Annotated in this window: 20 protein-coding genes; 8 read left to right on the forward strand and 12 right to left on the reverse strand. The window is 61.4% G+C overall.

Annotated elements, in window-relative coordinates; genetic code table 11:
* Positions 1-46 precede the first annotated feature (46 nt).
* The 3 genes from AV059_RS19680 to AV059_RS19690 all read right to left on the reverse strand — a co-directional run bounded on the left by AV059_RS19680 (position 47) and on the right by AV059_RS19690 (position 3,735).
* Positions 47-1,087, reverse strand: coding sequence for a hypothetical protein (locus tag AV059_RS19680; RefSeq protein ID WP_058997266.1), 1,041 nt, complete (start codon positions 1,085-1,087; stop codon positions 47-49).
* A gap of 94 nt (positions 1,088-1,181) precedes the next feature.
* Positions 1,182-3,110 (reverse strand): threonine--tRNA ligase, encoded by a 1,929-nt coding sequence (gene thrS, locus AV059_RS19685; protein WP_058997267.1) that lies wholly within the window; start codon positions 3,108-3,110, stop codon positions 1,182-1,184.
* Between the two features lie 58 nt (positions 3,111-3,168).
* Positions 3,169-3,735, reverse strand: coding sequence for an HTH domain-containing protein (locus tag AV059_RS19690; protein WP_058997269.1), 567 nt, complete (start codon positions 3,733-3,735; stop codon positions 3,169-3,171).
* A 181-nt stretch (positions 3,736-3,916) separates the two neighbouring features.
* Between AV059_RS19690 and AV059_RS19695 the strand changes: the two genes are divergently transcribed.
* The 3 genes from AV059_RS19695 to AV059_RS19705 all read left to right on the forward strand — a co-directional run bounded on the left by AV059_RS19695 (position 3,917) and on the right by AV059_RS19705 (position 6,949).
* Complete coding sequence (locus AV059_RS19695) at positions 3,917-4,348, forward strand: universal stress protein (protein ID WP_058997273.1); 432 nt, start codon at positions 3,917-3,919, stop codon at positions 4,346-4,348.
* 111 nt (positions 4,349-4,459) lie between these two features.
* Entirely contained in the window at positions 4,460-4,972 is a 513-nt protein-coding gene (locus tag AV059_RS19700) for a gamma carbonic anhydrase family protein (RefSeq protein WP_058997274.1), read from the forward strand.
* Between the two features lie 57 nt (positions 4,973-5,029).
* A complete protein-coding gene (locus AV059_RS19705) occupies positions 5,030-6,949 on the forward strand; it encodes a hypothetical protein (RefSeq protein ID WP_058997275.1) in 1,920 nt (639 codons plus the stop codon).
* Position 6,950: 1 nt separating this feature from the next.
* Here AV059_RS19705 and AV059_RS22150 read toward each other — a convergent pair whose 3' ends face one another.
* Positions 6,951-8,261 carry a hypothetical protein gene (locus AV059_RS22150; RefSeq protein WP_195156686.1) on the reverse strand — a complete coding sequence of 437 codons (1,311 nt, stop codon included), beginning with the start codon at positions 8,259-8,261 and terminating at the stop codon, positions 6,951-6,953.
* Positions 8,262-8,594: 333 nt separating this feature from the next.
* On the opposite strand from AV059_RS22150, the gene AV059_RS19710 reads away from it, so the two are divergent.
* On the forward strand, positions 8,595-9,068 hold the full coding sequence (locus tag AV059_RS19710; RefSeq protein ID WP_058997276.1) for a peroxiredoxin: 474 nt from the start codon (positions 8,595-8,597) through the stop codon (positions 9,066-9,068).
* 43 nt (positions 9,069-9,111) lie between these two features.
* On the opposite strand, the gene AV059_RS19715 is transcribed toward AV059_RS19710, so the two are convergent.
* The 5 genes from AV059_RS19715 to AV059_RS19735 all read right to left on the reverse strand — a co-directional run bounded on the left by AV059_RS19715 (position 9,112) and on the right by AV059_RS19735 (position 13,701).
* Positions 9,112-10,149, reverse strand: a complete 1,038-nt coding sequence (locus tag AV059_RS19715; protein WP_058997277.1) for a dipeptide epimerase — start codon at positions 10,147-10,149, stop codon at positions 9,112-9,114.
* Positions 10,146-11,156, reverse strand: coding sequence for a DUF1611 domain-containing protein (locus AV059_RS19720; RefSeq protein ID WP_058997279.1), 1,011 nt, complete (start codon positions 11,154-11,156; stop codon positions 10,146-10,148). Before AV059_RS19720 ends, AV059_RS19715 begins: the two co-directional genes overlap by 4 nt.
* A 31-nt stretch (positions 11,157-11,187) precedes the next feature.
* On the reverse strand, positions 11,188-12,081 hold the full coding sequence (locus AV059_RS19725) for a Vms1/Ankzf1 family peptidyl-tRNA hydrolase (protein ID WP_058997280.1): 894 nt from the start codon (positions 12,079-12,081) through the stop codon (positions 11,188-11,190).
* 71 nt (positions 12,082-12,152) lie between these two features.
* Positions 12,153-12,818, reverse strand: coding sequence for a helix-turn-helix domain-containing protein (locus AV059_RS19730; RefSeq protein ID WP_058997281.1), 666 nt, complete (start codon positions 12,816-12,818; stop codon positions 12,153-12,155).
* Positions 12,819-13,335: 517 nt separating this feature from the next.
* Entirely contained in the window at positions 13,336-13,701 is a 366-nt protein-coding gene (locus AV059_RS19735; RefSeq protein ID WP_004963742.1) for a DUF5802 family protein, read from the reverse strand.
* A 148-nt stretch (positions 13,702-13,849) separates the two neighbouring features.
* Between AV059_RS19735 and AV059_RS19740 the strand changes: the two genes are divergently transcribed.
* The 3 genes from AV059_RS19740 (at position 13,850) to AV059_RS19750 (ending at position 16,555) form a co-directional block, all read left to right on the forward strand.
* Positions 13,850-14,494, forward strand: coding sequence for a DUF1405 domain-containing protein (locus tag AV059_RS19740; RefSeq protein ID WP_058997282.1), 645 nt, complete (start codon positions 13,850-13,852; stop codon positions 14,492-14,494).
* A gap of 96 nt (positions 14,495-14,590) precedes the next feature.
* A complete protein-coding gene (locus tag AV059_RS19745) occupies positions 14,591-15,838 on the forward strand; it encodes a hypothetical protein (protein WP_058997283.1) in 1,248 nt (415 codons plus the stop codon).
* 69 nt (positions 15,839-15,907) lie between these two features.
* On the forward strand, positions 15,908-16,555 hold the full coding sequence (locus tag AV059_RS19750) for a metalloregulator ArsR/SmtB family transcription factor (protein WP_058997284.1): 648 nt from the start codon (positions 15,908-15,910) through the stop codon (positions 16,553-16,555).
* Between the two features lie 30 nt (positions 16,556-16,585).
* On the opposite strand, the gene AV059_RS19755 is transcribed toward AV059_RS19750, so the two are convergent.
* The 3 genes from AV059_RS19755 to AV059_RS19765 all read right to left on the reverse strand — a co-directional run bounded on the left by AV059_RS19755 (position 16,586) and on the right by AV059_RS19765 (position 19,688).
* Positions 16,586-18,151 (reverse strand): Na+/H+ antiporter NhaC family protein, encoded by a 1,566-nt coding sequence (locus tag AV059_RS19755; protein WP_058997286.1) that lies wholly within the window; start codon positions 18,149-18,151, stop codon positions 16,586-16,588.
* A 354-nt stretch (positions 18,152-18,505) separates the two neighbouring features.
* Positions 18,506-19,015 carry a hypothetical protein gene (locus tag AV059_RS19760; protein WP_058997287.1) on the reverse strand — a complete coding sequence of 170 codons (510 nt, stop codon included), beginning with the start codon at positions 19,013-19,015 and terminating at the stop codon, positions 18,506-18,508.
* A 73-nt stretch (positions 19,016-19,088) separates the two neighbouring features.
* Positions 19,089-19,688 (reverse strand): hypothetical protein, encoded by a 600-nt coding sequence (locus tag AV059_RS19765; protein WP_058997288.1) that lies wholly within the window; start codon positions 19,686-19,688, stop codon positions 19,089-19,091.
* 195 nt (positions 19,689-19,883) lie between these two features.
* Here AV059_RS19765 and gatD point away from each other — a divergent pair, with 195 nt between their 5' ends.
* Positions 19,884-21,131, forward strand: a complete 1,248-nt coding sequence (gatD, locus tag AV059_RS19770) for a Glu-tRNA(Gln) amidotransferase subunit GatD (protein WP_058997289.1) — start codon at positions 19,884-19,886, stop codon at positions 21,129-21,131.
* The last annotated feature ends 38 nt before the right edge of the window (positions 21,132-21,169 follow it).

A 21,169-nucleotide genomic window follows, 5' to 3' on the forward strand; every position in this document is an offset into this window, starting at 1 on the left:
CATAGCGAGTCCGGACCAGCACTTATACCGTGGTGATGTGCCGGCGTCACTCCCAGTCGACGTCGACACTCCGGTTCGTCTCGCGGAGAATGAACGGGCCGATTGCGAGCGTTCGTTTGGTTATCGTGACAATACGGAGGATGTACGATATCAGGACTGTGAACGGAAGCAGGGATGCTGTCGTCGTCACCGCGAGGAGCCACAATGCGTCGGGGACGCCGGCTGTGACGCCGACGAAATCCTGCACATCGAGGAACAACAACGAGGTGATTGCGACGGTAAGCGCCGGGATGGCGACGTACAGCAATGTTCGGGAGAGGGCGGACAGCTCCCACTGAAAATACAGCGTTTTGAAGTGTTCCCGGGCCGGGCCGAACAGTTCGAGCATCTCGACGAGTTCCGCAAGCGAGTCGTCGACCTCGTCGGTGAGTTCGTCGGCGTATGCTTCCCGGATGCGCCGGCCGGCATACAGCTTCCAGGAGTAGTTGTAGTTCAACGCGGCCTTGACGACATCGAACTCGCCGAAGGTTCCGCCTTCGAGCTGCTCGGTAACGCTGTCAGCGTTGGTTCGCACGTCCGCCAGATAGTTCGACAGTAACGCCGACAGGTCGTCATCGAGCGCCGCCCCCTCGGCGGCGTTCTGGGCATTCTCGGCCCGTTCGGTGGTCCCGCGGACCAGCGACCGGAGGAACGCCGAGGGTTCGGCGGGGCTGACTGGCGTGTCGACGGCGTCAGCAACGTCGGCGCGGAACTGCATCGACCCATCCATCCGTTCGCGCTGATCACCCACCGCACCGAGTTCCTGTGAGAGGACGAGCTGGTTCAGTGTCAGGACCAGTGTTACTGCGGTTATGGTCCCCGTAATCAGCGCCTGGAACAGCGTTTCGACCGGGTCACCGCGAGTCAGCAGCGTCATAGCCGGTGTGGGGTGCAAGTGTCCGGCTGCGAGAACCCCAAAAAATAGGACACCGGAGAGGAGGGCGGTAACGAGCCAGCGGTCCGCATCAAGGAGGAACCAGAGGAGTCGCGTATCGCCGGCGGCGCGCCCCCGCATGGTGTCGCTCGACTCACCGCTGTCAGTGGTCATACAGGTCGGCTCGCCCGCCGGGGTTAAAAGGACGTGCCCGACACATCCCGGGAGTCAGCACATCGGCAGCGAGAATCGGCCGAGCGAACAGCAGCTATCGGCCGGCGAGGAACGTCACCGCGGTGCGCTGTTGCTCGACTTCGGTTTCGAGGTGGTCGCGGAACTCGGCGATGTCGATGTCTTTCTCTTCGCGTTCCTTGCGGTCACGAACCGAGATGGTCCCGGCTTCCTCCTCGTTGTCGCCGATGACACACATATAGGGAACGCGGTCGTCGTGGGCCTGCTGAATCTTCTTGCCGACGGTCCAGGAGCGGTCCTCGATAGTGACCCGGAAGTCGTCGAGTTCATCCTGAATCTCCTCGCAGTAGGCGATGTTATCGTCGCTGACTGGCAGCAGGCGGATCTGTTCGGGAGCGAGCCACGGCGGGAACTTCCCGTTGTAGTGCTCGGTCAGCACCATGAAGAACCGCTCGTAGGAGCCATACAGCGCGCGGTGGATCATCACCGGGCGGTGCTCTTCGTTGTCCTCACCGGTGTAGGAGAGATCGAACCGCTCGGGCATATTGAAGTCCAGCTGCACAGTCGGGCCGTCCCAGTGACGACCGAGCGCGTCCTCGAAGGCAAAGTCGATCTTCGGGCCGTAGAAGGCACCGTCGCCCTCCTCGACGACGTAGTCGATGTCCTGCTCGTCAAGGACGGATTCAAGCTGGGATTCGGCTTTCTCCCAGATCTCGTCGCCGCCGACGGACTTCTCGGGCCGGGTGGCGAACTGGACAGTGTAGTCGAGATTGAACGTGTCCAGCGTGTCGAGGATGATGTCGACCGTCGCCAGCACTTCTTCCTCGATCTGGTCCGGGCGGACGAACAGGTGGCCGTCATCGATGGTGAAGGCCCACGTCCGGGAGAGCCCGGAGAGTTCGCCGCGCTGCTCTTTGCGGTACACCTTCCCGTCCTCAAAGTACCGCACCGGCAGGTCCCGGTAGCTCCAGGAGTTCTGCTCGAAAATAGTGGCGTGGCCGGGACAGTTCATCGGCTTCAGGCCGTACTCCTCGTCGTTGACATCGAGCAGGAACATATCGTCAACGTAGTTCTCGTAGTGGCCCGACTTCTTCCAGAGTTCGGTGCGGAAGACGTGGGGCGTCTCGACCTCGTCGTAGCCGGCGTCGCGGTTGAGGCCGGCGACGTAGTCCGTCAGCTCGTTGAGGATCTTCTTGCCGTTGGGCTCGTACAGCGGCAGGCCCGGCCCGGTCGTTTCGTCGATGGAGAACAGGTCCATCTCCTGGCCGATCTTGCGGTGGTCGCGCTCCTCGGCCTTGCGGCGCTGTTCGAGGAACTCATCGAGCGCGTCCTCCGTCGGGAAGGCGGTTCCGTACACGCGGGTCAGCGTCTCGTTTTCCTCCTCGCCGCGCCAGAAGGCGGCGGAGATTTCAAGCAGAGCGAAGCCGCCGATTTCGCCGGTCGATTCGACGTGGGGCCCCTGACAGAGGTCCTCGAACTCGCCCTGGGTGTAGAAAGAGACCTCCTCGTCGTCCGCGGCCTCGGTTTCGAGGATGTCCTGTTTGAACTGATTATCCTCGTAGCGTTCGAAGGCGTCGTCGCGGTCGACGAGTTCGCGTTCGATGTCAAGGTCCTCCTCGATGATCTCCTCGGCTTCGGCCTCGATGGCTTCGAGGTCGTCCTCGTCGATATCGACGCCGGTGATGTCGTAGTAAAACCCGTTGTCGGTCCACGGCCCGATTGTGAGCTTGGCATCGGGGTAGAGGCGCTGCAGGGCCTGTGCGAAGACGTGGGCGGCGGAGTGACGAAGCACGTCGAGATACTCGTCACTGCTCTCGGTGACGATTTCGAGTTTGACGTCTGCTGTCAACGGCGCGTGTTTGTCGACAAGGTCGCCGTCGACGACGCCGGCGACCGTGTCGTCACCTAACCCTGGCCCGATTTCGTAGGCGACATCCTCGACCGTGCTGCCGCGTTCGACCTCTAGTGGGGTCCCGTCGGGCAGCGTGACCGTGACCGTACTCATACCCGAGGATACGACGGCGGCCGGGGATAAGTGTATTGAGACGCGGGCGACGCTGGCGTTACTCTGGTAACGGCGGGTCCGAATCCTCGTCGGCGGTGTCGGCCGCCGACAGCTCGGACTGGGCCGGCGGCCGTGCCGCGCTTGCCCGTTCCAGCGATGCGAACGTCGATTCTTCCTCGCCTTCGATCATGGTAAGCCGGTCCATGACAGTGACGGTCTCTCCATCGGTCGTGTGCGGCGTCACGCACTTGAGTTCCGAGCCAGCGTACTCGGCTAATAGTTGGACCGGAAACACAAGTGCCCGGTACTGCTCTCCCGATATTTCGGAGTCAACCGACCGGACCTGAAACGCAGGTTCGAGTGAACATCCGTTGCGTTTTGCCCACTCCTGAAAGACGCTCACTCGGTTGAGTGCGAATAGGCCGAGTTCGGTCCGTGCCTCCGCTGGTGTGGACGGTATCTGCCGACCGATAACCTGAACAGAGACATCTGACAGAGCATCAGTGTCCGACAGCCCCTGAAGTCGATCGATGACCGCAGCCTGTTGCTGCGTGTGCCCGTCGGGCAGTAGTGAACGAACGTACAGTTCTGCCCGTGTCCCGTCTGGCTGCGTGCTCCCCTGCATCGTATAGAAATTAATGGGTAGCTACTGGCAAAAGTATTCCTGTTGACAAATAATGGTTAGAACAGTTATACACTGAACGACGGAAACTGAATCGACGGTTACACCGTCGGTTGGACAGCCACGGGCCGTGTCAGCGTGATAGGGAGTACTATGTGGGCACAGTTCGCATGAGAAGCCGGATATGTACGATTCGGTGCTCGTGGCCACAGACGGCAGTTCGGGAACGACGGAGACGCTCGCACACGCCACCTCGATCGCGCGCGACAACGACGCGACGCTCCATGGACTGTACGTCGTGGACAGGCGGCTCTACGTCGCGGCCGACAAGGCCAATCAAGACGAGGTGCGTCAGTCGCTGGAGGAAGAGGGAGATGTCGCGCTTGACGACATCGTGGTTGGGGGCGAGGAGGCCGGCGTCGAGGTCGTCACGACCATGGCGGAAGGGATTCCCCACAAGACGATTACCGACTACGCCGAAGAGGAGGATATCGACCTCATCGTGATGGGGACCCACGGCAGAACCGGACGGGACCGGGTCGCTAATCTCGGGAGCGTCACCGAGCGCGTCGTGCAGAGCGCACCCGTTCCCGTTCTCGTCGTCCACATCGAATAGCCCGGTGTTCACTGACGGGTGCAGTGAGGACGGACGCGACAGCGGCTATACGACCGGTAGCACCCCCTTCTGACCGGTATCTTTTCGAGCCGCCGACACGATGGTGGCAGTATGGACAGCCGAGAGTACGCCTTCGAAGGAGCCACGCCAGATATTCACGGATACGCCCACGTCAGCCGCGAGGCGACACTAGTGGGTGATGTCACCGTCGGCCCGAACGCGAACGTCTGGCCCGGTGTCGTGTTGCGCGGCGACGTGGCCCCCGTCGAGGTGGGCCGCGAATCGGCGATCGGTGACGGCGCCATCGTCCATGCCTCGACCGTCGGCGAGAAGGTGATGGTCGGCCACGGAGCCGTCCTCAACGACGCTCATGTGCGCGACGGTGCGCTCGTCGGGTTCAATTCGACGGTCAGCGATGCCACCATCGGCGAGGGCTCTATCGTCGCGATGGGAACGGTTGTTCCACCGGGCTACGAGGTGCCCGCGGAATCCTTCGTCCGTGGGAGCCCGGCCACAGTGACGCCGCTATCCGAGACCACGATTGACCCCAACGAGGTGTTCGAGGCGTTCAGCTCCGGCGACTACGCCAACCTCGCGGCCCGCCACGAAGACCTCTTCGAGTAACGCCCCGTCGGACAACGACGGGTCACTTATAATGGAAGAACCCACACAGTACCGTGCATGGACGATATCGTCGACCTGGTGACCCGGTCGCTCGCTGACGAGACTGCCGCGGCGTTCACTGAGCGGGTCGACGAACAGGCGATGCAGCTCCGGAACGCCATCGAGGCCGGGGAGTTCGACAACGAGGCGTTCTCCGTCGGTCTGGAAATCGAGCTATACGCGATCAACGCCGAGCCGGACCCGCCCGAACCGGACGATGGGGAAGACAGCGAGGAAGCCACCGAGGAGGAACTGAACGACGACCTGAGCGGATCGGGAAGCGCGGCCTGGAGCGGGTCACTCGACGCGCCGGCGGAACCGGAAGGCGGCGGTGGCGCATCACTGGAGCCAGACGATAGTAATCCACTGGAACCCGACGGCGATGCGTCTCCGGACCAGAATGCTGGCGAAACCGCCGACGAGCCCGAGGATTCTTTCGGTCCCGGAGAGGGGCCGTCACTCGACATCGACCCGGACAGCCCGCTGGCAGAGGACGAACCGGAGACGCCAGAGGAAGAAGAGGCCGAACCGGCCGTCGAGTCGTCAGTCGAGGAAGAAAGTGACGAGCCGTACATGGACCCCGAGGACTGGAAGGGGCGGCTGACCCGCCTGCCAGATGTGGTGTTCGAGGGGGAGGCCAACAAGGAACTGGGCCTGCACAACGCCGAAGTCAACACCGAGCCGAACAGCTTCGACCAGACCGGGATGGAGGTCCAGACAACGGCGGTGGAGATGCAGACGAAACAGGCCCGCCAGCAGGCGAGCAAGCACAACTGCGAACTCGTCCTCGACGCGATGTGGACCATCCCACCCGAGGAAGGCAGCGAGCAGTACCTCTCGGCACACGAGACGAACGACGGCGTTGTCCTCGCGGACAATATGCGGCAGGCTCCCAGATATGTGGCGCTAGACAACGAAGCGCTGGACCACGCCGGCGGCAGCATCGACTTCGACGTGCCGGGGTACAGCGGGTCGTTCCCGACGATTCTGTTCGAGTCGCTGGCCACCTCGATCCAGCCTCACCTCCAGATTCCGGACGCCGCGGCGTTCCCCGAGTACTACAACGCCGCGATCCGGACGCTCGGGCCGCTGCTTGCGCTGTCGGTGAACTCGCCGTTCCTCCCTGCCGATATGTACGGTGACACCGACGGCGAGTGGCTCTGTGCGAACACCCACCACGAACTCCGAATCGCGGCCTTTGAGCAGTCGGTCAACACCAGTGATAACCCAAAGGTCCGGGTCCCGCGGGACCTCGACGACACGACGGACGTCGTCGGCCGCGTCGTCAATGACGACCTGTTCGCACCGTTCCTCCGAGAGTTCCTGCACGACGACGACCGGACCGGGTTCGAAGACGAGTTCTGGGAGTTCGACCACAAGCGCGGGACCTACTGGCGCTGGCTCCGCTGTGTCGTCGGCGGCGCGCCCGTCGACGGGGCAAGCACCGAAAAGTCGCTCCGCATCGAGTACCGCCCGCTCCCGACCCAGCCACACGCAAAGGACATGATCGGGCTGCAGGCGCTGACGGTCGGCCTCATCCGCGGGCTAGTCGTCGCCGACCACCCCGCCGCGGAACTACCGTGGCAGGAGGCCAAGCGGAGCTTCTACAGCGCCGCACAGGACGGCTCTGACGCGGACCTCTCGTGGGTGACGGCCGAGGGCGAGCGGACGGTTGATCACGACGACATCTACGACGAGGTTTTCCAGTACGCCCGTCTGGGGCTAGCCGAGCAGGGCGTGCCCGAGGCTCGCATCGACGAGTATCTCGACCCGATTGAAGCCCGCTACGAAGCCGGTATGACCCCGAGCGACTGGAAGATCGCTCGCGTCCGCGAGTACCTCGACGACGGCAACAACCTCTCGACAGCCATCCAGTCGATGCAGCGGGACTACATTGAGGCAAGTCGTGAGCACCATTCCTTCGCTGAATGGATGTAGGCTACCGGTTTTCGGTCTCGCTTTGCCTCTTAAGTACAGTATAGACGGACACGAGTCCAGTCGATATAATCCCAGTCAGGAGACCCAGTCCCGGTCCTGAGCCATCAGTTGTTTCGGTCAATGGCGGTTCGGTGGTGGTGGTGTCGTTTTGAGGGAAAGTGGCTGACTCAGTTTGTATTGAGGTACGTTCCTGTGTCTTAGTTTCTGCTCCCACCAGTGGGCGTGGAATGGCTACTACTCCTGGAGAGCTAACATCCGGAGAGATGAAATGCCCTATTACCCTAATTTGGTTTGAAACCGTGTGGACCGCCTCTGGACTGAACTGTTCATTCCATGGTGAGTAGGTCCGCATAGTCTGTAGCCGGCCAGACCTATCTACCTTGCCGACAGCAAGTGTAGATGCAATCTGTCCGGATACCACAATGTAACCACCTTCCGGATCATCGCTAAATAGATCGAATGAGCGGTCATATTCACCAGGAACGGACTCCTTTATACTCGAGATTGTTTGCCCATCACTATCCAAGGTTAGTAGCTTATACGCTGTCTTTGACTCCCTATCAGAACTTAAGAGGACAATTTTTCCCTGGCCGGTACTAGAGACTGAGAGGAAATTAGCGTATTCTTGATCATCATAGAATCGCTCCCAAAGAATATCCCCTGTGGAAGATATTCTAGCTACCCAACTGTGCCCCTCAGAAGTGGAAGTGGTACCGGCGATTATACAACCATCTTCATATGGGTGTATTGACTCTGCAAAGAAGTCGGGGGAAAATGCATCAACCACCCAATTTATTTCTTCACTTTGACGATCAATGCCAGCTATTTTCGTTCTGGAAGTTGCCGTTCCATGGTCAAGTCCAACCAGAATAATCTGTTCGTTGGCCAAATTGGCACAGACCCACTTCATATACGGTCCCGGGCTGGCCTGCGTCTGCCAATTGATTTCCGCAGCACTGGTTATCGAAGTGACGACAGGGTTATTTTTTGAATTTTCTCCGACAATAAGTACCTCTTCATCAAAGGCTGCCAGTGAGTGAAAATCAGCAGGGAATGCACTGCCTTCTAGTGAGATTTGTTCTTGCAGTCCGTCTTCATCGAAGACAAGAAGCCCCTCGTTTTTACCATCTTCAATATCAGATGTACGCAAAATAAATGTTTTATCGCCAACAAAAGCTGTGTCTACGTATTCCACGTTTTGACGGTCTTTCCAAGATAGCTCTACCCTGCGAGCAGAGCCTGTTGTAGCCGTCAGCAGACCGCCCGAGGCAGCGGCCGTTCTGAGAAGTTTCCTTCGAGTGATGGAGGGCATAATACATAGTTCTTCTCAAGTTATAAACTCTTGGTGAATCTGACAACAAAATCGAATCTGTAGCATCGTCGCCGGATCAAGACTTGCGGCAGACCCGTGTCGGAGTATCTCTATATTCTACCAGCGGGAGTATGATGTGGCCACTCTTCTCGGTGGGTGAGAGCTGTAGTCAATCTGTGTCGAACCCCAGGCAATTTCACTTGAGTTCCTCAGTCTTGGGATTGGTCGCTTCAAAATACTCCATTAGGAAGCGGACAAAGAAGACTGATCGGAGCCGAGACCGCCCTGCCGGATGGCGGGTATTTATTCGGCTGACGCCGTTATATTCGGGTGATGGTATCCACAGGCGACACAGCGCCGGACATCTCGGCGACAATCGCGAACGGTGAGGTAGAGGACTTCGAACTGAGCGACCACCTTGGTGATGGGCCGGTCGTGCTGGCCTTCTTCCCGGGCGCGTTCACACCGCCGTGCTCCAACGAGATGGTGGCCCTGCAGGAGCACCTCGGTGACTTCCACGACGCCGGCGCGACGGTCCTCGGCCTCAGCGCCGACTCGGCGTTCTCGCTGAACTCCTTCCGTGATGAGCACGGGCTGGAGTTCGACCTGCTCAGTGACATGGGCCGGTCGGCGATTCAGGACTACGACCTCGAAATTGATATCGAAGACCTCGGGCTGCTCGGCGTTGCAAACCGCGCCGTGTTCGTCGTCGACGACGACGGCGAGGTCGCCTACAGCTGGGTCGCCGACGATCCGACCAACGAGCCGGACTACGAAGAGCTGCTGGACGCTGTCAAGTCGGCGTAAGTAGTCACCGGGCGAACCTGATTTTTATTCTACGACCTCGGAGCTACGCGTCTCGTGTCCGCCGGACCCCGGTGCCGGCCGACACTGCGGTGAGGTCGAACACGTCGCCCTCTAACGGCACGCCGGCGTACGGGTCTGTTGCCAGCAAGAGCGCCCCGTCGAGGTCAACGTAGTCGACAAGCGGTGCGAGGTGGACCGCTGCGGCGATACTGGCGTTGGACTCGACCATACACCCGAGCATCAAGTCGAGGCCATGGGCGTCGGCGGCGTTGAGCAGTCGGGTTGCGGGCCGGAGGCCGCCGCATTTGACCAGTTTGGCGTTGACAATATCACAGGCGTCAGCGACCCGCGGTACGTCCGACGCAGTCACGCAGGACTCGTCGGCGGCGACGGGGATTTCGGTCGCGTCGGTCACGCGGCGCAAGCCGTCGATATCGTCAGCCTCAACCGGCTGTTCCAGCATCGTGACGCCAGCGTCGGCAAGCCAGTCCGCATTGTCGATAGCTTCCTGTGCAGTCCAAGCGGCGTTGGCGTCGACCCGTATCTCGGCGTCGGAAACAGCGTCCCGGACCGCGTCCAGTCGCGCCCGGTCGTCGTCGGTCCCGAGTTTGACTTTCAGGTGGCCGAAGCCGGTGTTGGCCGCCTCCCTTGCTTTCTCGGCCATCCGCTCGGGTGAGTCAATGCCGACCGTGTAGGTGGTCGGCGGGACCGCGTCGGAGTCGAGCCCCCACTGGTGGTACAGCGGCAGGTCCAGTTGCCGAGCGGCGAGGTCGTGGATGGCAATAGAGAGTGCCATCCGGGCGGCTGGCTGGTCCGGCGCTTGCTCGGCGAGGTCCCGCTCGATGCGTTGCTGGGCGTGTGGGTCGCCGATGCGGTCGACGGTCTCACAGAGCGACGGCAGCGTTTGAGCCACTGACTGAGCGCTCTCGTCGTAGTATGCCGACGGCGTGACGGCTCCAATGCCGGTGGTTCCCTCGTGGGAGAGTTCAACCGTGACGGTCTCGCTGGTCTCGCTGGTCTCCCGCGAAATGCCGAATGGGTTCGACAGCGGCAGGTCGTAGCGGTCGACGCGCCAGTTCATAGGATGGCGTCCAGTACCTCGTCGGGAACGCCGTGGCGGACCGGGTCAGTCGCCGGTGCGTCCAGAGCGTCGCTGTACTCTGCAACAGCATCCGCGGCCGCATCGTCGTCGAGGTGGCGGGTGTTCAACATTCCCGCGACGACGGAGGCATCAGAGATTGGCGCGGCCAGACGCTCGTAGATGTCGACGTACTCGGGGAGCGGTGGAATGTCGAACGACTCGTAGCCGTGGATGACTTCGCGGCCAGCCTCGTGACACATGACGAGCGCATCCGGGACCGACCCGTGGAGGATACTCGTCGTCACACCCGAATAGGCCGGATGTGCCAGCGCACCCTGTCCTTCGACGACAAGGAGGTCCGCCGCCTGCGCTTCTTCAACCAGCCGCTCGACCGCGCCGGCGGCGTAATCAGCGATGACGCGGTCGACGACGATGCCCCAGCCGGTGATGGCGATGCCAGTCTGGCCGGTCGGGACGACGGCAGCGTCGAGGCCGCGTTCCCGCGCCGCGTCGCGAATCTCGAACGAGGCAGTCATCTTCCCTGTCGAGCAGTCGGTGCCGACGGTCGTCACGACCGTCGCGTCCACGTCGCCGGCGGTCCCTGCTGCCACGGTCAGGTCTTCGGGTGGCTTGCGGAGGTCGTGCAGTTCGGCGTTGTGTTCCGCGGCGAGACGGGCGAACTCTTCGTCGTCAGCCAGGAAATCGTGCAGTCCAGAATACACGTCACAACCGCGTTCGAGCGCTGTGCGAACGTCGTCTCGCCAGGACTCGTCGAACTCGCCGCCGATTGGCGAGATACCAATTACGAGCGCGTCAACGTCGGGTGCGTCGGCCATCGATGCGACGACTGGTGCGTCCTGTACATCCGGCAGCGAGTCGTGGACGCGCTGGCCGGCCCGCTCGCGGTCGACAAGCGCGCGTACCGTTCGGTCACCGTACCGCAACAGCCCGACGGCCGTCTTGGCTCGGTCGGGGAAGGCGTCGTGTGTTAAGATAGCTACGGCCATGGCCGGACAGAATCACCGCCCCGCGAAAAAGCTACGGAACGCGCAGCCGGACTGACCACAGCGACCGAACGGCATCGTCAAGCGCTGCGTCGGGCTCCCCGGTCGCGTCGACCGGTTTCATCGCCGTCGCGAGGTCCTCAAACTCGTGGATGACCGAGCCCTCGCCGACGACGTACAGCCGGTCGGGGGACACTTCGTCGATAGCGGCCCGACAGCGGTCGAGGTGGGAGTCGATCTGCTGGTCCCGGAGCCGCTCGAACCGGCTCTGTGAGAAGCCGCCCTTGGAGTGCTGGCTCTTTAGCTCCGAGTCGAACCCGTGGAACGCAGTTTGCTCCCGGCAGTTGTACTCGCCCATGGCGAACAGGTCCGAGCGAACCAGCGCGACGACGTGCTCGCCGGTCGGTTCAAACCACGACCGCTCCAGTTGGACGGTATCGGCCCACCCGGTGAACGGCGACGGCGGCGCGGGGACGGACAGACACGCCGACAGGAGGCCGGCGTCGTCGGTGACTGCGAGACACGGCGCAGCGCTGGCGACCAGCGACGCGCGGTCACCGAAGGCGTCCCGGACTGGACCCGGCAGGGAGCGCTCCGCATCGACGTAGGTGGTAAAGACCCCCTCTGGTTCTGTCTCGACGGATTCCAGCCGGTCGAGAACCTCACTCAGTCGCGCCCGACTAAGCGTCTCCTCGGCTCGGAACGTCGATTCTCCCTCCTCGTCTTGCAGGCGTTCGACTCGGTCCTGAAGTTCGGCGACGCGGTCCTCCAGCCGATTGAGCTCGGCCTCAGCCTGCTGGCGTTCAGTCGCTGCGTCGGCGCGGCGCTCCTTCTCGGCGTCGAGCTGTCGTTCGAGGTGGTGATTTGCCTCCTCAAGTTCGGCTACTCGCTCTTTCAGCGACGCCCGTCCCAGCAACCGGTCAAGCATCGACTGGATGGCAGACGGGGACGGGCTTAAAAGTGACTTCCCGAACCGCCGCTGCATCGGAACGCTCCCGCTCAGTTCGGCGGCCCGTCGTCATCTCTCAGCGAGGAGATGATAAGCCGCCTGATGCCGCGTCGAAGGAGACCGCTAGCCGCAGGCTGAGAGATGTCTAGATCGGCGGCAACGTCGCTGAGAGTCGCGTTCCGTGGTTCTTCGAAATACCCCGTTTCGAGTGCGACGAGAAGCGCTTCCCGCTGGCTGTCGGTCAACCCTGCATCCGTGTTGCCCAGACTGGCGTATTCGTTCACGCGCAGCAGGTCGATGTCGATGTCGTTCTCTTGAGCATAGTCCCAGAGATGAGCGAGAGCCGTTCGCTCTGGCATCCATATCGTCAGTATCCATGCGCTCCCGTCGTTTTCCATGTCGAGGATAACCCCATTCGCGGATGAGATGACGGGAGAGAGAATCTTCGCCTCGTCGGTGTACTCAAAGCTGTAGATGGCCTCGTTGTCTCTGGTTTCGATGACGCGCTCGAATTCGCCGATAGTGCTGTCGTTCTGTAATCCGTCCTCGAACTGCTGGAAGTCAGGCGATTCGATATGGTAAAAGAACCTGCCCGACGTCGGGTCCGTACCCGCCTCTGACACGGACCTGACGCTCGAATCTGGGGCGTGGGTCACGGTTTCTGTGAGCACGATGTCAGGGTGCTCCACCCGGACGACCGCCTTGATATCGGTCATTAGTTGTAGGGTAGTGTGTGAGTGTGCCAAAACGTACGATTACGGTGTTTGTTCGAGACGTCTGTGGAGACTTTGTCTCAGATTCTTGTTACTGGGTGAAAGTGGTCGTGCGGTGGCTTAACTGAGTCGGTCGATTGTGAGTTCTGAGTACGGGAAGGCAATGCGGATTTTATGTCCCGTCTGTGCGGGTCGGCTTGAGAGAGGGACTCGCCCACTGGGCCAGCGGGTTCCCGTGCAGTGATGGCGCCGGCTCAGACGCGATGATTGAATAGCATGGCCCAGAGCCGCTCGGACCAACTGGCTTCGGACGACGGAGTGACCCCAGCGGGGAGGTAGAATTTGGATTCTGTAGCGTTGTCCCAGTTGTCGGTGTGGCTTCGCTGTGACATACAGGGAACTAGAAGCCCCTGAACCGCATTGGTCTGTAGCTTAAGCGTATAACCTACTTATCCCGCGTTTCAACCATTCCGCCCACTCGGTGGACGGAGAAAACACAGTAAAACAGAGTTGTGCCCCCTCAGACGGCGGTGTCGGGCAGTGTCGGCGTCCCCTCGGAGATAGAGAGCAGTTGTGCGGCGTGGTCCGCTTTCGCCAGAAACACTTCTTCGAGGCTGGGCGGGTTCCGGACGTTGGCGTCTTCGAGCATCGGTTCGGGAACGACGAGTGTGTCCGCCGGGACCTGTTCGTCCCCGTGGACGGCGAAGTGCTGGGAGCCGAGTTTCATTACCAGCGGATAGTCTGTGCGCTCGACCCCGTCCCCGGAGGCGTACAACTGTTCGTTCACTCGTTCGTGCTGCTCGCGACACATCGCGGCCGCCGCGTCGTCTCTCGGTTCGACGTAGAGGCGGCCGAGGTAGTATCCCCGCGAAAACTGTTCGAACATCGGTGCAACTGAATGTGTGTCATTGACATACATAAGTGTTCGCCGGCAACCTTTTGCCGTCGTGCAAACAGCGCGGATTCAGGGGCCGGTGACCTGATGCCGGCTTCCGTCCGACAGGGCTTTGCCACGGCCGGCCCCGAGTCGACCTATGAGCGAGCAGCGGGGGCCGTTGCCACGTCGGTACGCACGGTATTACCTGGAACAGACGCCGAGTCTCGTGTGGCTGCTGGTCGTCAACGCTGTCGCGATGCTCGTCGGTGTCCGGTTTTACGTCGAGACGATGCCCGACGTGTCGACGTTTCTCTGGCCGCTGTACGCCGATTCACCGGCCGCGCTGTTCCTGATGACGCTATCGGTAGCGACCCTCCTGCCGTTCCTCGGCGAGTCGCTTGACGAGGTCCCGCTGACGGTACCGCTCGCGTACCTCCACACCATTGCGCTGGTCTGGCTGGTCAAGATGGGGCTGTGGACAGTCGTGGCGTTAAACATCGGCTTCGACGCCTATTTCCCCGCCCCATGGGCGTATTTCGGCATCATCATTACCCACCTCGGCTTCGTTGCCGAGGGACTGTTGGTCCCACACTACGCCCGGACAACGAAAGGCGCGCTCGTGACTGCGCTAGTGCTGGCACTCGGTAACGACATCCTCGACTACGGCTTCGGGTATCATCCGCCGTTGCGATACGAGCCAGCGCTTCTGTTACCGCTCGCCACCGTCGTACTCTCGGTGCTTTCGGTGGGAATCGCCTGGCGACTGCTGCCGATGGAGAAGCCGGCGCAGAAGACAGCTTAAACTCTCTTGGACTATCTGAGATAGTTTCAAGCGTCGATGAACAACGCAAACGAAGGCGTTTCTTTTTGATGAGGGAGGACAGAGGCAGAGATAGGAATGAGCCCACGCCAGGCCACGCTCCTCACCGTGCTGGTCATCGTCGGGACTGTCGCTGTCGGCCTCCCGGCCGTGACAGCACAGGAGACCGCGACGGAGACAGTGGCCACGCAGAACAACTCTGCCAGCGGAATGGGAACGCAACTCACCGCGTTCCTCCAGTCGAACTCCGCCGCCGCGAACGACACAGTGGAAAACGGGATGTGGCGGTCGGCGTACAACCAGTCCAACGGAACCGAACGAGCTGAACTGGTCACGGACCGGACTGGCTCGCTCGAGCGCCGACTCGAACGACTGCAAGAGCGCAACGCCACGCTCGAACAGCGATACGAGAACGGAAATGTCAGTGAGCAAGCCTACGTGGCGCAGCGAAGCCGGCTCACTGCGGAGATCGCAGGCCTACAGACCGCGATTAACGACACTGACACGGCCGCCGAACAGACCGGTGTGAACGACACCGCACTGGAGCGCCTGAAACAGAACGCCAGCAAGCTCTCCGGCCAACAGGTCGCATCGATTGCTCGCGGCATCGCCGGACCGCCAGAGACTGCCGGCCCGGATGAGCAGGAGCCACCGGACGTCGCCGGTGTCAACCGAACTGACCAAGGACCGCCGGACGATGTTGGAACCAACCAGAGCGAACGGGGACCACCAGCCAACACGTCCGAACGGGGTGCCAACGGAAGCGAACAGGGACCGCCTGCAGATGCCCCCGGACAGCAAGGGAACGAGAGTGACCGAGGTCCACCGGACGACGGGCCTGACGACGGCGAAAACGAAACCGAAGAGTCCGACGACACAGCTCAGAGTGGGGGAAACGGAGCTGAGCAGGGTAACGACAGGGGCAACAGCGATGGGAGTGGTGATGAGAGCGACAGCGGCGACGATAGCGCGGGAGGCAGCACTGGTTCTGATGGGGCTTCTGACAGTGACGGTGAGGATAATTCAGCCGACACGTCAGATTCTGACGACAGTTCTGGCAGTGGCGATTCTAGCGGCTCCGACGACAGTTCTGGGAGCGAGAATGCCGGCGACTCTGACGACAGTTCTGATAGTGACGATTCCGCCGGAAATGGCGGTGCTGATGATTCTGGCAGCGCTTCTGATGGTGGCAACGACAACGCGAATGGCGGCGGAAATGATGGTGGACAAGGGAACAACGGCGGACAGAGCGGTAATGGCGGAAGCGGTCAAGGGAGCGGAAACAGCGGCTCACAGGGCACGTCGTGGATGGACCAGCTAACGTAGCCGGGAGACACCAGTAAACCGCCCGACGAGAGTCATGCTTTTGAACCGTGACCCGCTACCTACGTATCGATGGACTCCGCCGAGTTACTCAATCTCCTTGGAAACGCCAACCGCCGGCGGATTCTCAAACTACTCGCACACAAACCCTGTTACGTCACGGAAATCAGCGAATACATCGGCGTCAGCCCGAAAGCGGTCATCGACCACCTCCAGAAGCTCGAAGACGCCGGGCTCGTCGATTCCCGGACGGACGACCAGCGCCGGAAGTACTTCTCTATCGCTCGAAACCTCCGTCTGGAGGTCCGTGTCTCACCATATGAATTTGGTACCAAGAGCGCCTATCCGGCAAACCCCGAGTTCGAGATGCCCTCCTGCCGTCACCTCTCGATAGATGTAGGCGAAGAAGCTGGCGGGAATTTTCACGACTTAGCACGCGAACTGGAGCATCTCCAGCAGCTAGAGAACGAACTGTCGCTGGCCCAGCGGTGGGTGCAGGCCCGTCTGACTGACGTACGGGACCGCATCGACTCCGGCTTCGAGAACGGTGACGGCCGGCTGTACGCAGAACTGGTCAGCGGACTCGCAAACGGTATCGACACCGTCCCGGCGCTGGCCCGAGAAATCGAGGCCCCGCCGGAAATCGTCGAGGAAGCGCTTCATCGACTCGAAGACGACGACGTGGTCGAGCGGACCGACGACGGCTGGGAGATCGTCTGAACAGAACAGTAGTTCAGAAAGCGGACCGACTCAGTCCGCTTTCGACCCGTACGAACTCGGGACCTCGACCGACAGCTGTTCCGAGAGCAGGTAGGTCACTGACCCGACAGCGGCCAGTCCGATCGGAAGCGCGATGTACGCCGGGACGCCGTAGCCGGCCATCAGGAACAGCCCAGTTGCGACGATGCCGGCCAGCACTGCATAGGGAATCTGGGTGTTCACGTGGTCAACGTGGTCGCTTGCGGCAAACATACTCGACATCACCGTGGTGTCCGAGATCGGCGAGCAGTGGTCACCGAACAGCGCGCCAGTCAGAATCGCCGCGATAGCCGGTGCCAGCGGCGCGCCGAGCGCGTGTCCGAGCGGGATTGCGACCGGGAACAGAATACCCATCGTCCCCCATGACGTGCCGATGCTGAAGCTGATTATGACGGCGCTGAGAAAAATGATAGCGGGCAGCATCCCGGCCGTGATAATCCCCTCACTGATAGCGACGACGTAGGGACCGACACCGAGTGCCTGGCTCACAGCACCGATGGACCACGCGAGCGAAAGCACCGCAACGGGGAACATCACCATTTTGAACCCCTCGAAGATAGCGTCGCTCACTTCGTCAACTGCGATTCGTGCGTGCCCGACGAGAATGGTCAGAATGACCAGACAGGCCGAGAACGAGGCCCAGAGGATGGCGTCCGCAGTGGCCGCGTTCGACAGCGCGTCGGTAAGGCCCCGGCCAGCAAACCCACCACCGGAGTAATACAGCGAGAACCCGGTTACCCCCACAAGTGCGATGATTGGCGCGGCGAAGTACCACCACCGCGGCTCGACGTGGTCGGGCGTCACGATATCGTCTTCCTGCGTTTCCATGAGCGGGTCAGCGTTGTCGCCGAGGACTTTCCCCTCTTCTCTGGCTCTGCGTTCGGCCTTCGCCATCGGGCCGAAGTCCAGATCCGCAATGACGATGATAAAGACCATCGCGAGCGCAAGGAGACTGTAGAACCGATAGGGAATCGATTCGAGGAACAGCAGAAACGCGCTACGATCGACCCCAATTGTACTCAGTTGCTCGGCGATGAGGCCGACCTCGAATCCGAGCCACGTCGAGACGACTGATATTGACGCGGTCGGGGCAGTGGTGGAGTCAAGGATGTACGCCAGCTTCTCGCGACTGATGTCGAACTTATCGGTGATCGGCCGCATGACCGACCCGGTAATCATCGTCGAGGCGTACGAGTCGACAAAGATCGTCATCCCCAGTAGCGACGTGCCAAGCGCCGCCTGGCGACGAGTCCGAATACGCTTGACCATCTGTGATGCCAGCGCATTCATCCCGCCGGAGAGGAAGATCATCCCCAGCATTGCCCCGATGAGGAACGTGAACAAGAGGAGTTTGACATTGAACGACTCTGTCACGTTATCTACGACAAACTGGAGGCTCCGAGCAGCGCCGGCGGCCGGGTTCCAGCCGACAAGCACCGTCGCACCGATCCAGATACCTGCAAACAGCGAGAGCAGTACTTGGCGAGTGAACAACGTCAGTACAATGGCGAGCATCGCCGGAAACAGGCTGATAAGCCCGTACGTTTCTGGTGCCATGCGTTCTGTTCCGGGGTTTACATACGAGAGTTATAAGCGTTGCTAACTCAAGATACTGTGGCCGTAATACATGAAAGTGTAGCAGATGGTCAGGTATAGACCAATATTCTGGACATATGGGTTTATTTTACCACCATATGACAAGACCAGTACAATCGATATTACGCAACATGAAGTCCGTTCGCGTCGACACTGCTATCGAGGACTCTTTCGCAGGCAGGCTATCGGCAGAAAACATCGACATCGTTTGGCCGGGCGACCGATATGCGGCATCGGACGGGAAGACCATCGAATACAGTACAGTAAGCTCAGAAAGGCGGTCGCAGCACTGACCCGAATCTGCCGTCGAGAGAGCTACAGGTCTTTCGTCAGTCCGCTGCGGAGGTCACGCCCGAAGTAGTGCCCGACGAGCGCAAGCACAAGGCCGACGCCGCCGGCGATGGCGAACAGTTTGGCTCCGTTCAGCCCCGCGGCGAGCTGTGGGAGGAGAGACAGCACAGCCGTCGCACCGCCGCTGACACCGCCCGCCAGCCCCAGTTCGACGTATCGGCGCTCGCTGGCGAGCAGTCCGTAAACGAAGCCGCCAAGCAGGATACCGACCAGTTCGGTGAACGGGACGAGCGGTATCAGCCCGCCGAGCACCATTCCGCCGCCGACCGCCCCGAAAGCGAACAGCAGCGCCCGCAGTGAGAAGTAGCTCCCGGTGTCTTTCGTAGACGTTTCGGTGACAGACGGCTCCGCTCCGCCCGATTCCCCGACAGCAACATCCGTCTCGACCGACTCGGTCGTGCCAACATCGACGCCGAGGTCACTGCCCGATTTCGCGTCCGTGTCGCGGGTCCGTTCCTCGGTTCGTTCGGCCATACAGAGTGTGGGACCGCGAGTAGTATGGTCCTTGTGGGGTCTGCCGGCAGTCAGGGATACGGTGGTGTGTCGCTCAGATACCGAGCCACTCGTCGTTGCGAACCGAATAGCCGTTCGACCGGCAGAACTTCGCCGCTTCCCGGCGAACATCGCGGGACCCGGGAAGCTGCTCGTTCTCGTGAATGTGCTCAATAATCCAGTCGGCGATGGTCCGAACGCCCTCGTCGTCGTCATCCGCGTCGATAGCCCGTAGCTCCCGGAACGTCCGCTCGTAGCCGTCGCGCTGTGAGGCCCCAAAGGACGCACTCTGGTGTTCGTCGGCGGCCGCCACGACGCGCTTCATCGCCTCGGCTACCGTTGGTCGCTGGACTCTGGCCCGGACCTCGGCTGGCGAGTCGAAAGACTCGACCTCTGTGTCGGGCAGGAGGTCCGCGACAGTGTACGTCTCGTCGGCCGACTCAATCTCGTGGTCGCCGACCGTCGCGACCACTGCAGCCGCTGTCGCCGGGAATTCGAGCGAGTCGAGTTCTGTCTCGAAATACGCGAGTTCCGTCGGGTCGACCGGCGGTTCGGGTTCGTCCGCGCGCTCGAGTTCCTCGGCGATAGCGCGCTCCCGCTGGCGGCGCTCCTCGTTCTGGGCCTGAGCCTCGCGGCCGTTCTTGTTGTCTGCCATACTTGTTAGAAGAGTGTCGAGTGAGATAACATTGTGGTCCGGTACCGCTTGAAAGCCAGCGTAACGAATGTCGATGCCCCGGAGGTGAACCGAAGCGTGGACCGAAGCCGACGACCGCTTTTCAGGTCCGGCCTGTGGTCGAGAGCGCTCGCCGAAACGAGTGGGTTCAAGTCCCACCGGCGGAAAGTGCCGCCCATGAACGCAGGCGACCGGGTCCGCGTCGAGCGCGCGGCCCAGACCTACGAGGGCGTGTTGCTCCCATCGAGTACGCCCGACCACCTCGTCGTCAAACTCGACGGCGGGTACAACGTCGGCATCGACCGCGAAGATGCGTCTATCGACGTGCTGGAGTCGGATGTCTACGACGTCGAGAGCGCACAGGACGAACAGAGCCAGTCAGCGATAGAGTTCGACGACGACCTCCCGACGGTCTCACTTATCTCCACTGGCGGAACCATTGCCTCGACAGTCGATTACCGGACCGGGGCAGTGACGGCCCAGTTCGACGCCGAGGACGTGCTGCGGGCAGTCCCGGATCTGGCTGGGATGGCGAACTACCGCGGCCGCGTCGTCGCAAACATCCTCTCGGAGAACATGACCCCGGCAGTCTGGCAGGACCTCGCGCAGGCAGTCCACGAGGAAATCGAGAACGGGGCGGACGGAATCGTCGTCATGCACGGCACCGATACGATGCAGTACTCCGCGTCGGCGCTGTCGTTCATGCTCGACACGCCGGTCCCCATCGTGTTTACGGGCAGCCAGCGGTCGGCGGACCGGCCGTCCTCTGATAACGTGATGAACGCTGTCTCAGCGGTCGAGGCTGCGACGAGCGACTGTGCGGAAGTGCTGGTCTGTATGCACGCCGATGAGTCCGACGACCGCTGTGCGCTCCACCGCGGCACTCGCGTCCGGAAGAACCACACCTCGCGTCGAGACGCCTTCGAGACTGTCGGCGCGAAGCCACTGGGCGAGGTCGACTACGACATCGACGGCGAGAGTACAGTCACGTTCCACCGCGAGTACACCGAGCGGGACGCCGTCGACCTGGCCCTACACGACGATATCGAGACCGACGTGGAACTCCTGAAGTTCTCTCCGGGGATGGACCCGTCGCTGCTCGAAGCGGCCGCCGAGAACAGCGAAGGCATCGTCATCGAAGGGACCGGGCTCGGCCACGTCAACACCGACTGGATCGGGACCGTCGAGGAACTGGACATCCCGCTTGTCATGACCAGCCAGTGCCTCGAAGGCCGGGTCTGTGACCGCGTCTACGACACCGGCCGGGACCTGCTCGACGCGGGCGTCATCGAGGGCGAAGATATGCTCCCCGGCACAGCGAAGGTCAAGCTCATGTGGGCGCTGGCAAACAGCGGCGACGTGGCCGACGCTATGCAGGAGCCCCTCGCCGGCGAGATTCAGCAGCGCTCGACGCCCTGGTTGTAGCACTGGACCCGGCGCGGTACCTCGGTCACAGTGCGGAC

The sequence above is a fragment of the Haloarcula sp. CBA1127 genome, from assembly GCF_001485575.1.
Taxonomy (GTDB): Archaea; Halobacteriota; Halobacteria; order Halobacteriales; family Haloarculaceae; genus Haloarcula.

Coding starts and splice junctions, on each gene's coding strand:
- AV059_RS19720 (WP_058997279.1), bottom strand. CDS start 11,156: ATGGCCGTAGCTATCTTAACACACGACGCCTTCCCCGACCGAGCCAAG.
- AV059_RS19700 (WP_058997274.1), top strand. CDS start 4,460: ATGGACAGCCGAGAGTACGCCTTCGAAGGAGCCACGCCAGATATTCAC.
- AV059_RS19680 (WP_058997266.1), bottom strand. CDS start 1,087: ATGACCACTGACAGCGGTGAGTCGAGCGACACCATGCGGGGGCGCGCC.
- gatD (WP_058997289.1), top strand. CDS start 19,884: ATGAACGCAGGCGACCGGGTCCGCGTCGAGCGCGCGGCCCAGACCTAC.
- AV059_RS19705 (WP_058997275.1), top strand. CDS start 5,030: ATGGACGATATCGTCGACCTGGTGACCCGGTCGCTCGCTGACGAGACT.
- AV059_RS19750 (WP_058997284.1), top strand. CDS start 15,908: ATGGACTCCGCCGAGTTACTCAATCTCCTTGGAAACGCCAACCGCCGG.
- AV059_RS19695 (WP_058997273.1), top strand. CDS start 3,917: ATGTACGATTCGGTGCTCGTGGCCACAGACGGCAGTTCGGGAACGACG.
- AV059_RS19765 (WP_058997288.1), bottom strand. CDS start 19,688: ATGGCAGACAACAAGAACGGCCGCGAGGCTCAGGCCCAGAACGAGGAG.
- AV059_RS19725 (WP_058997280.1), bottom strand. CDS start 12,081: ATGCTTGACCGGTTGCTGGGACGGGCGTCGCTGAAAGAGCGAGTAGCC.
- AV059_RS19735 (WP_004963742.1), bottom strand. CDS start 13,701: ATGTTCGAACAGTTTTCGCGGGGATACTACCTCGGCCGCCTCTACGTC.
- AV059_RS19745 (WP_058997283.1), top strand. CDS start 14,591: ATGAGCCCACGCCAGGCCACGCTCCTCACCGTGCTGGTCATCGTCGGG.
- thrS (WP_058997267.1), bottom strand. CDS start 3,110: ATGAGTACGGTCACGGTCACGCTGCCCGACGGGACCCCACTAGAGGTC.
- AV059_RS19740 (WP_058997282.1), top strand. CDS start 13,850: ATGAGCGAGCAGCGGGGGCCGTTGCCACGTCGGTACGCACGGTATTAC.
- AV059_RS19715 (WP_058997277.1), bottom strand. CDS start 10,149: ATGAACTGGCGCGTCGACCGCTACGACCTGCCGCTGTCGAACCCATTC.
- AV059_RS22150 (WP_195156686.1), bottom strand. CDS start 8,261: ATGCCCTCCATCACTCGAAGGAAACTTCTCAGAACGGCCGCTGCCTCG.
- AV059_RS19690 (WP_058997269.1), bottom strand. CDS start 3,735: ATGCAGGGGAGCACGCAGCCAGACGGGACACGGGCAGAACTGTACGTT.
- AV059_RS19755 (WP_058997286.1), bottom strand. CDS start 18,151: ATGGCACCAGAAACGTACGGGCTTATCAGCCTGTTTCCGGCGATGCTC.
- AV059_RS19730 (WP_058997281.1), bottom strand. CDS start 12,818: ATGACCGATATCAAGGCGGTCGTCCGGGTGGAGCACCCTGACATCGTG.
- AV059_RS19760 (WP_058997287.1), bottom strand. CDS start 19,015: ATGGCCGAACGAACCGAGGAACGGACCCGCGACACGGACGCGAAATCG.
- AV059_RS19710 (WP_058997276.1), top strand. CDS start 8,595: ATGGTATCCACAGGCGACACAGCGCCGGACATCTCGGCGACAATCGCG.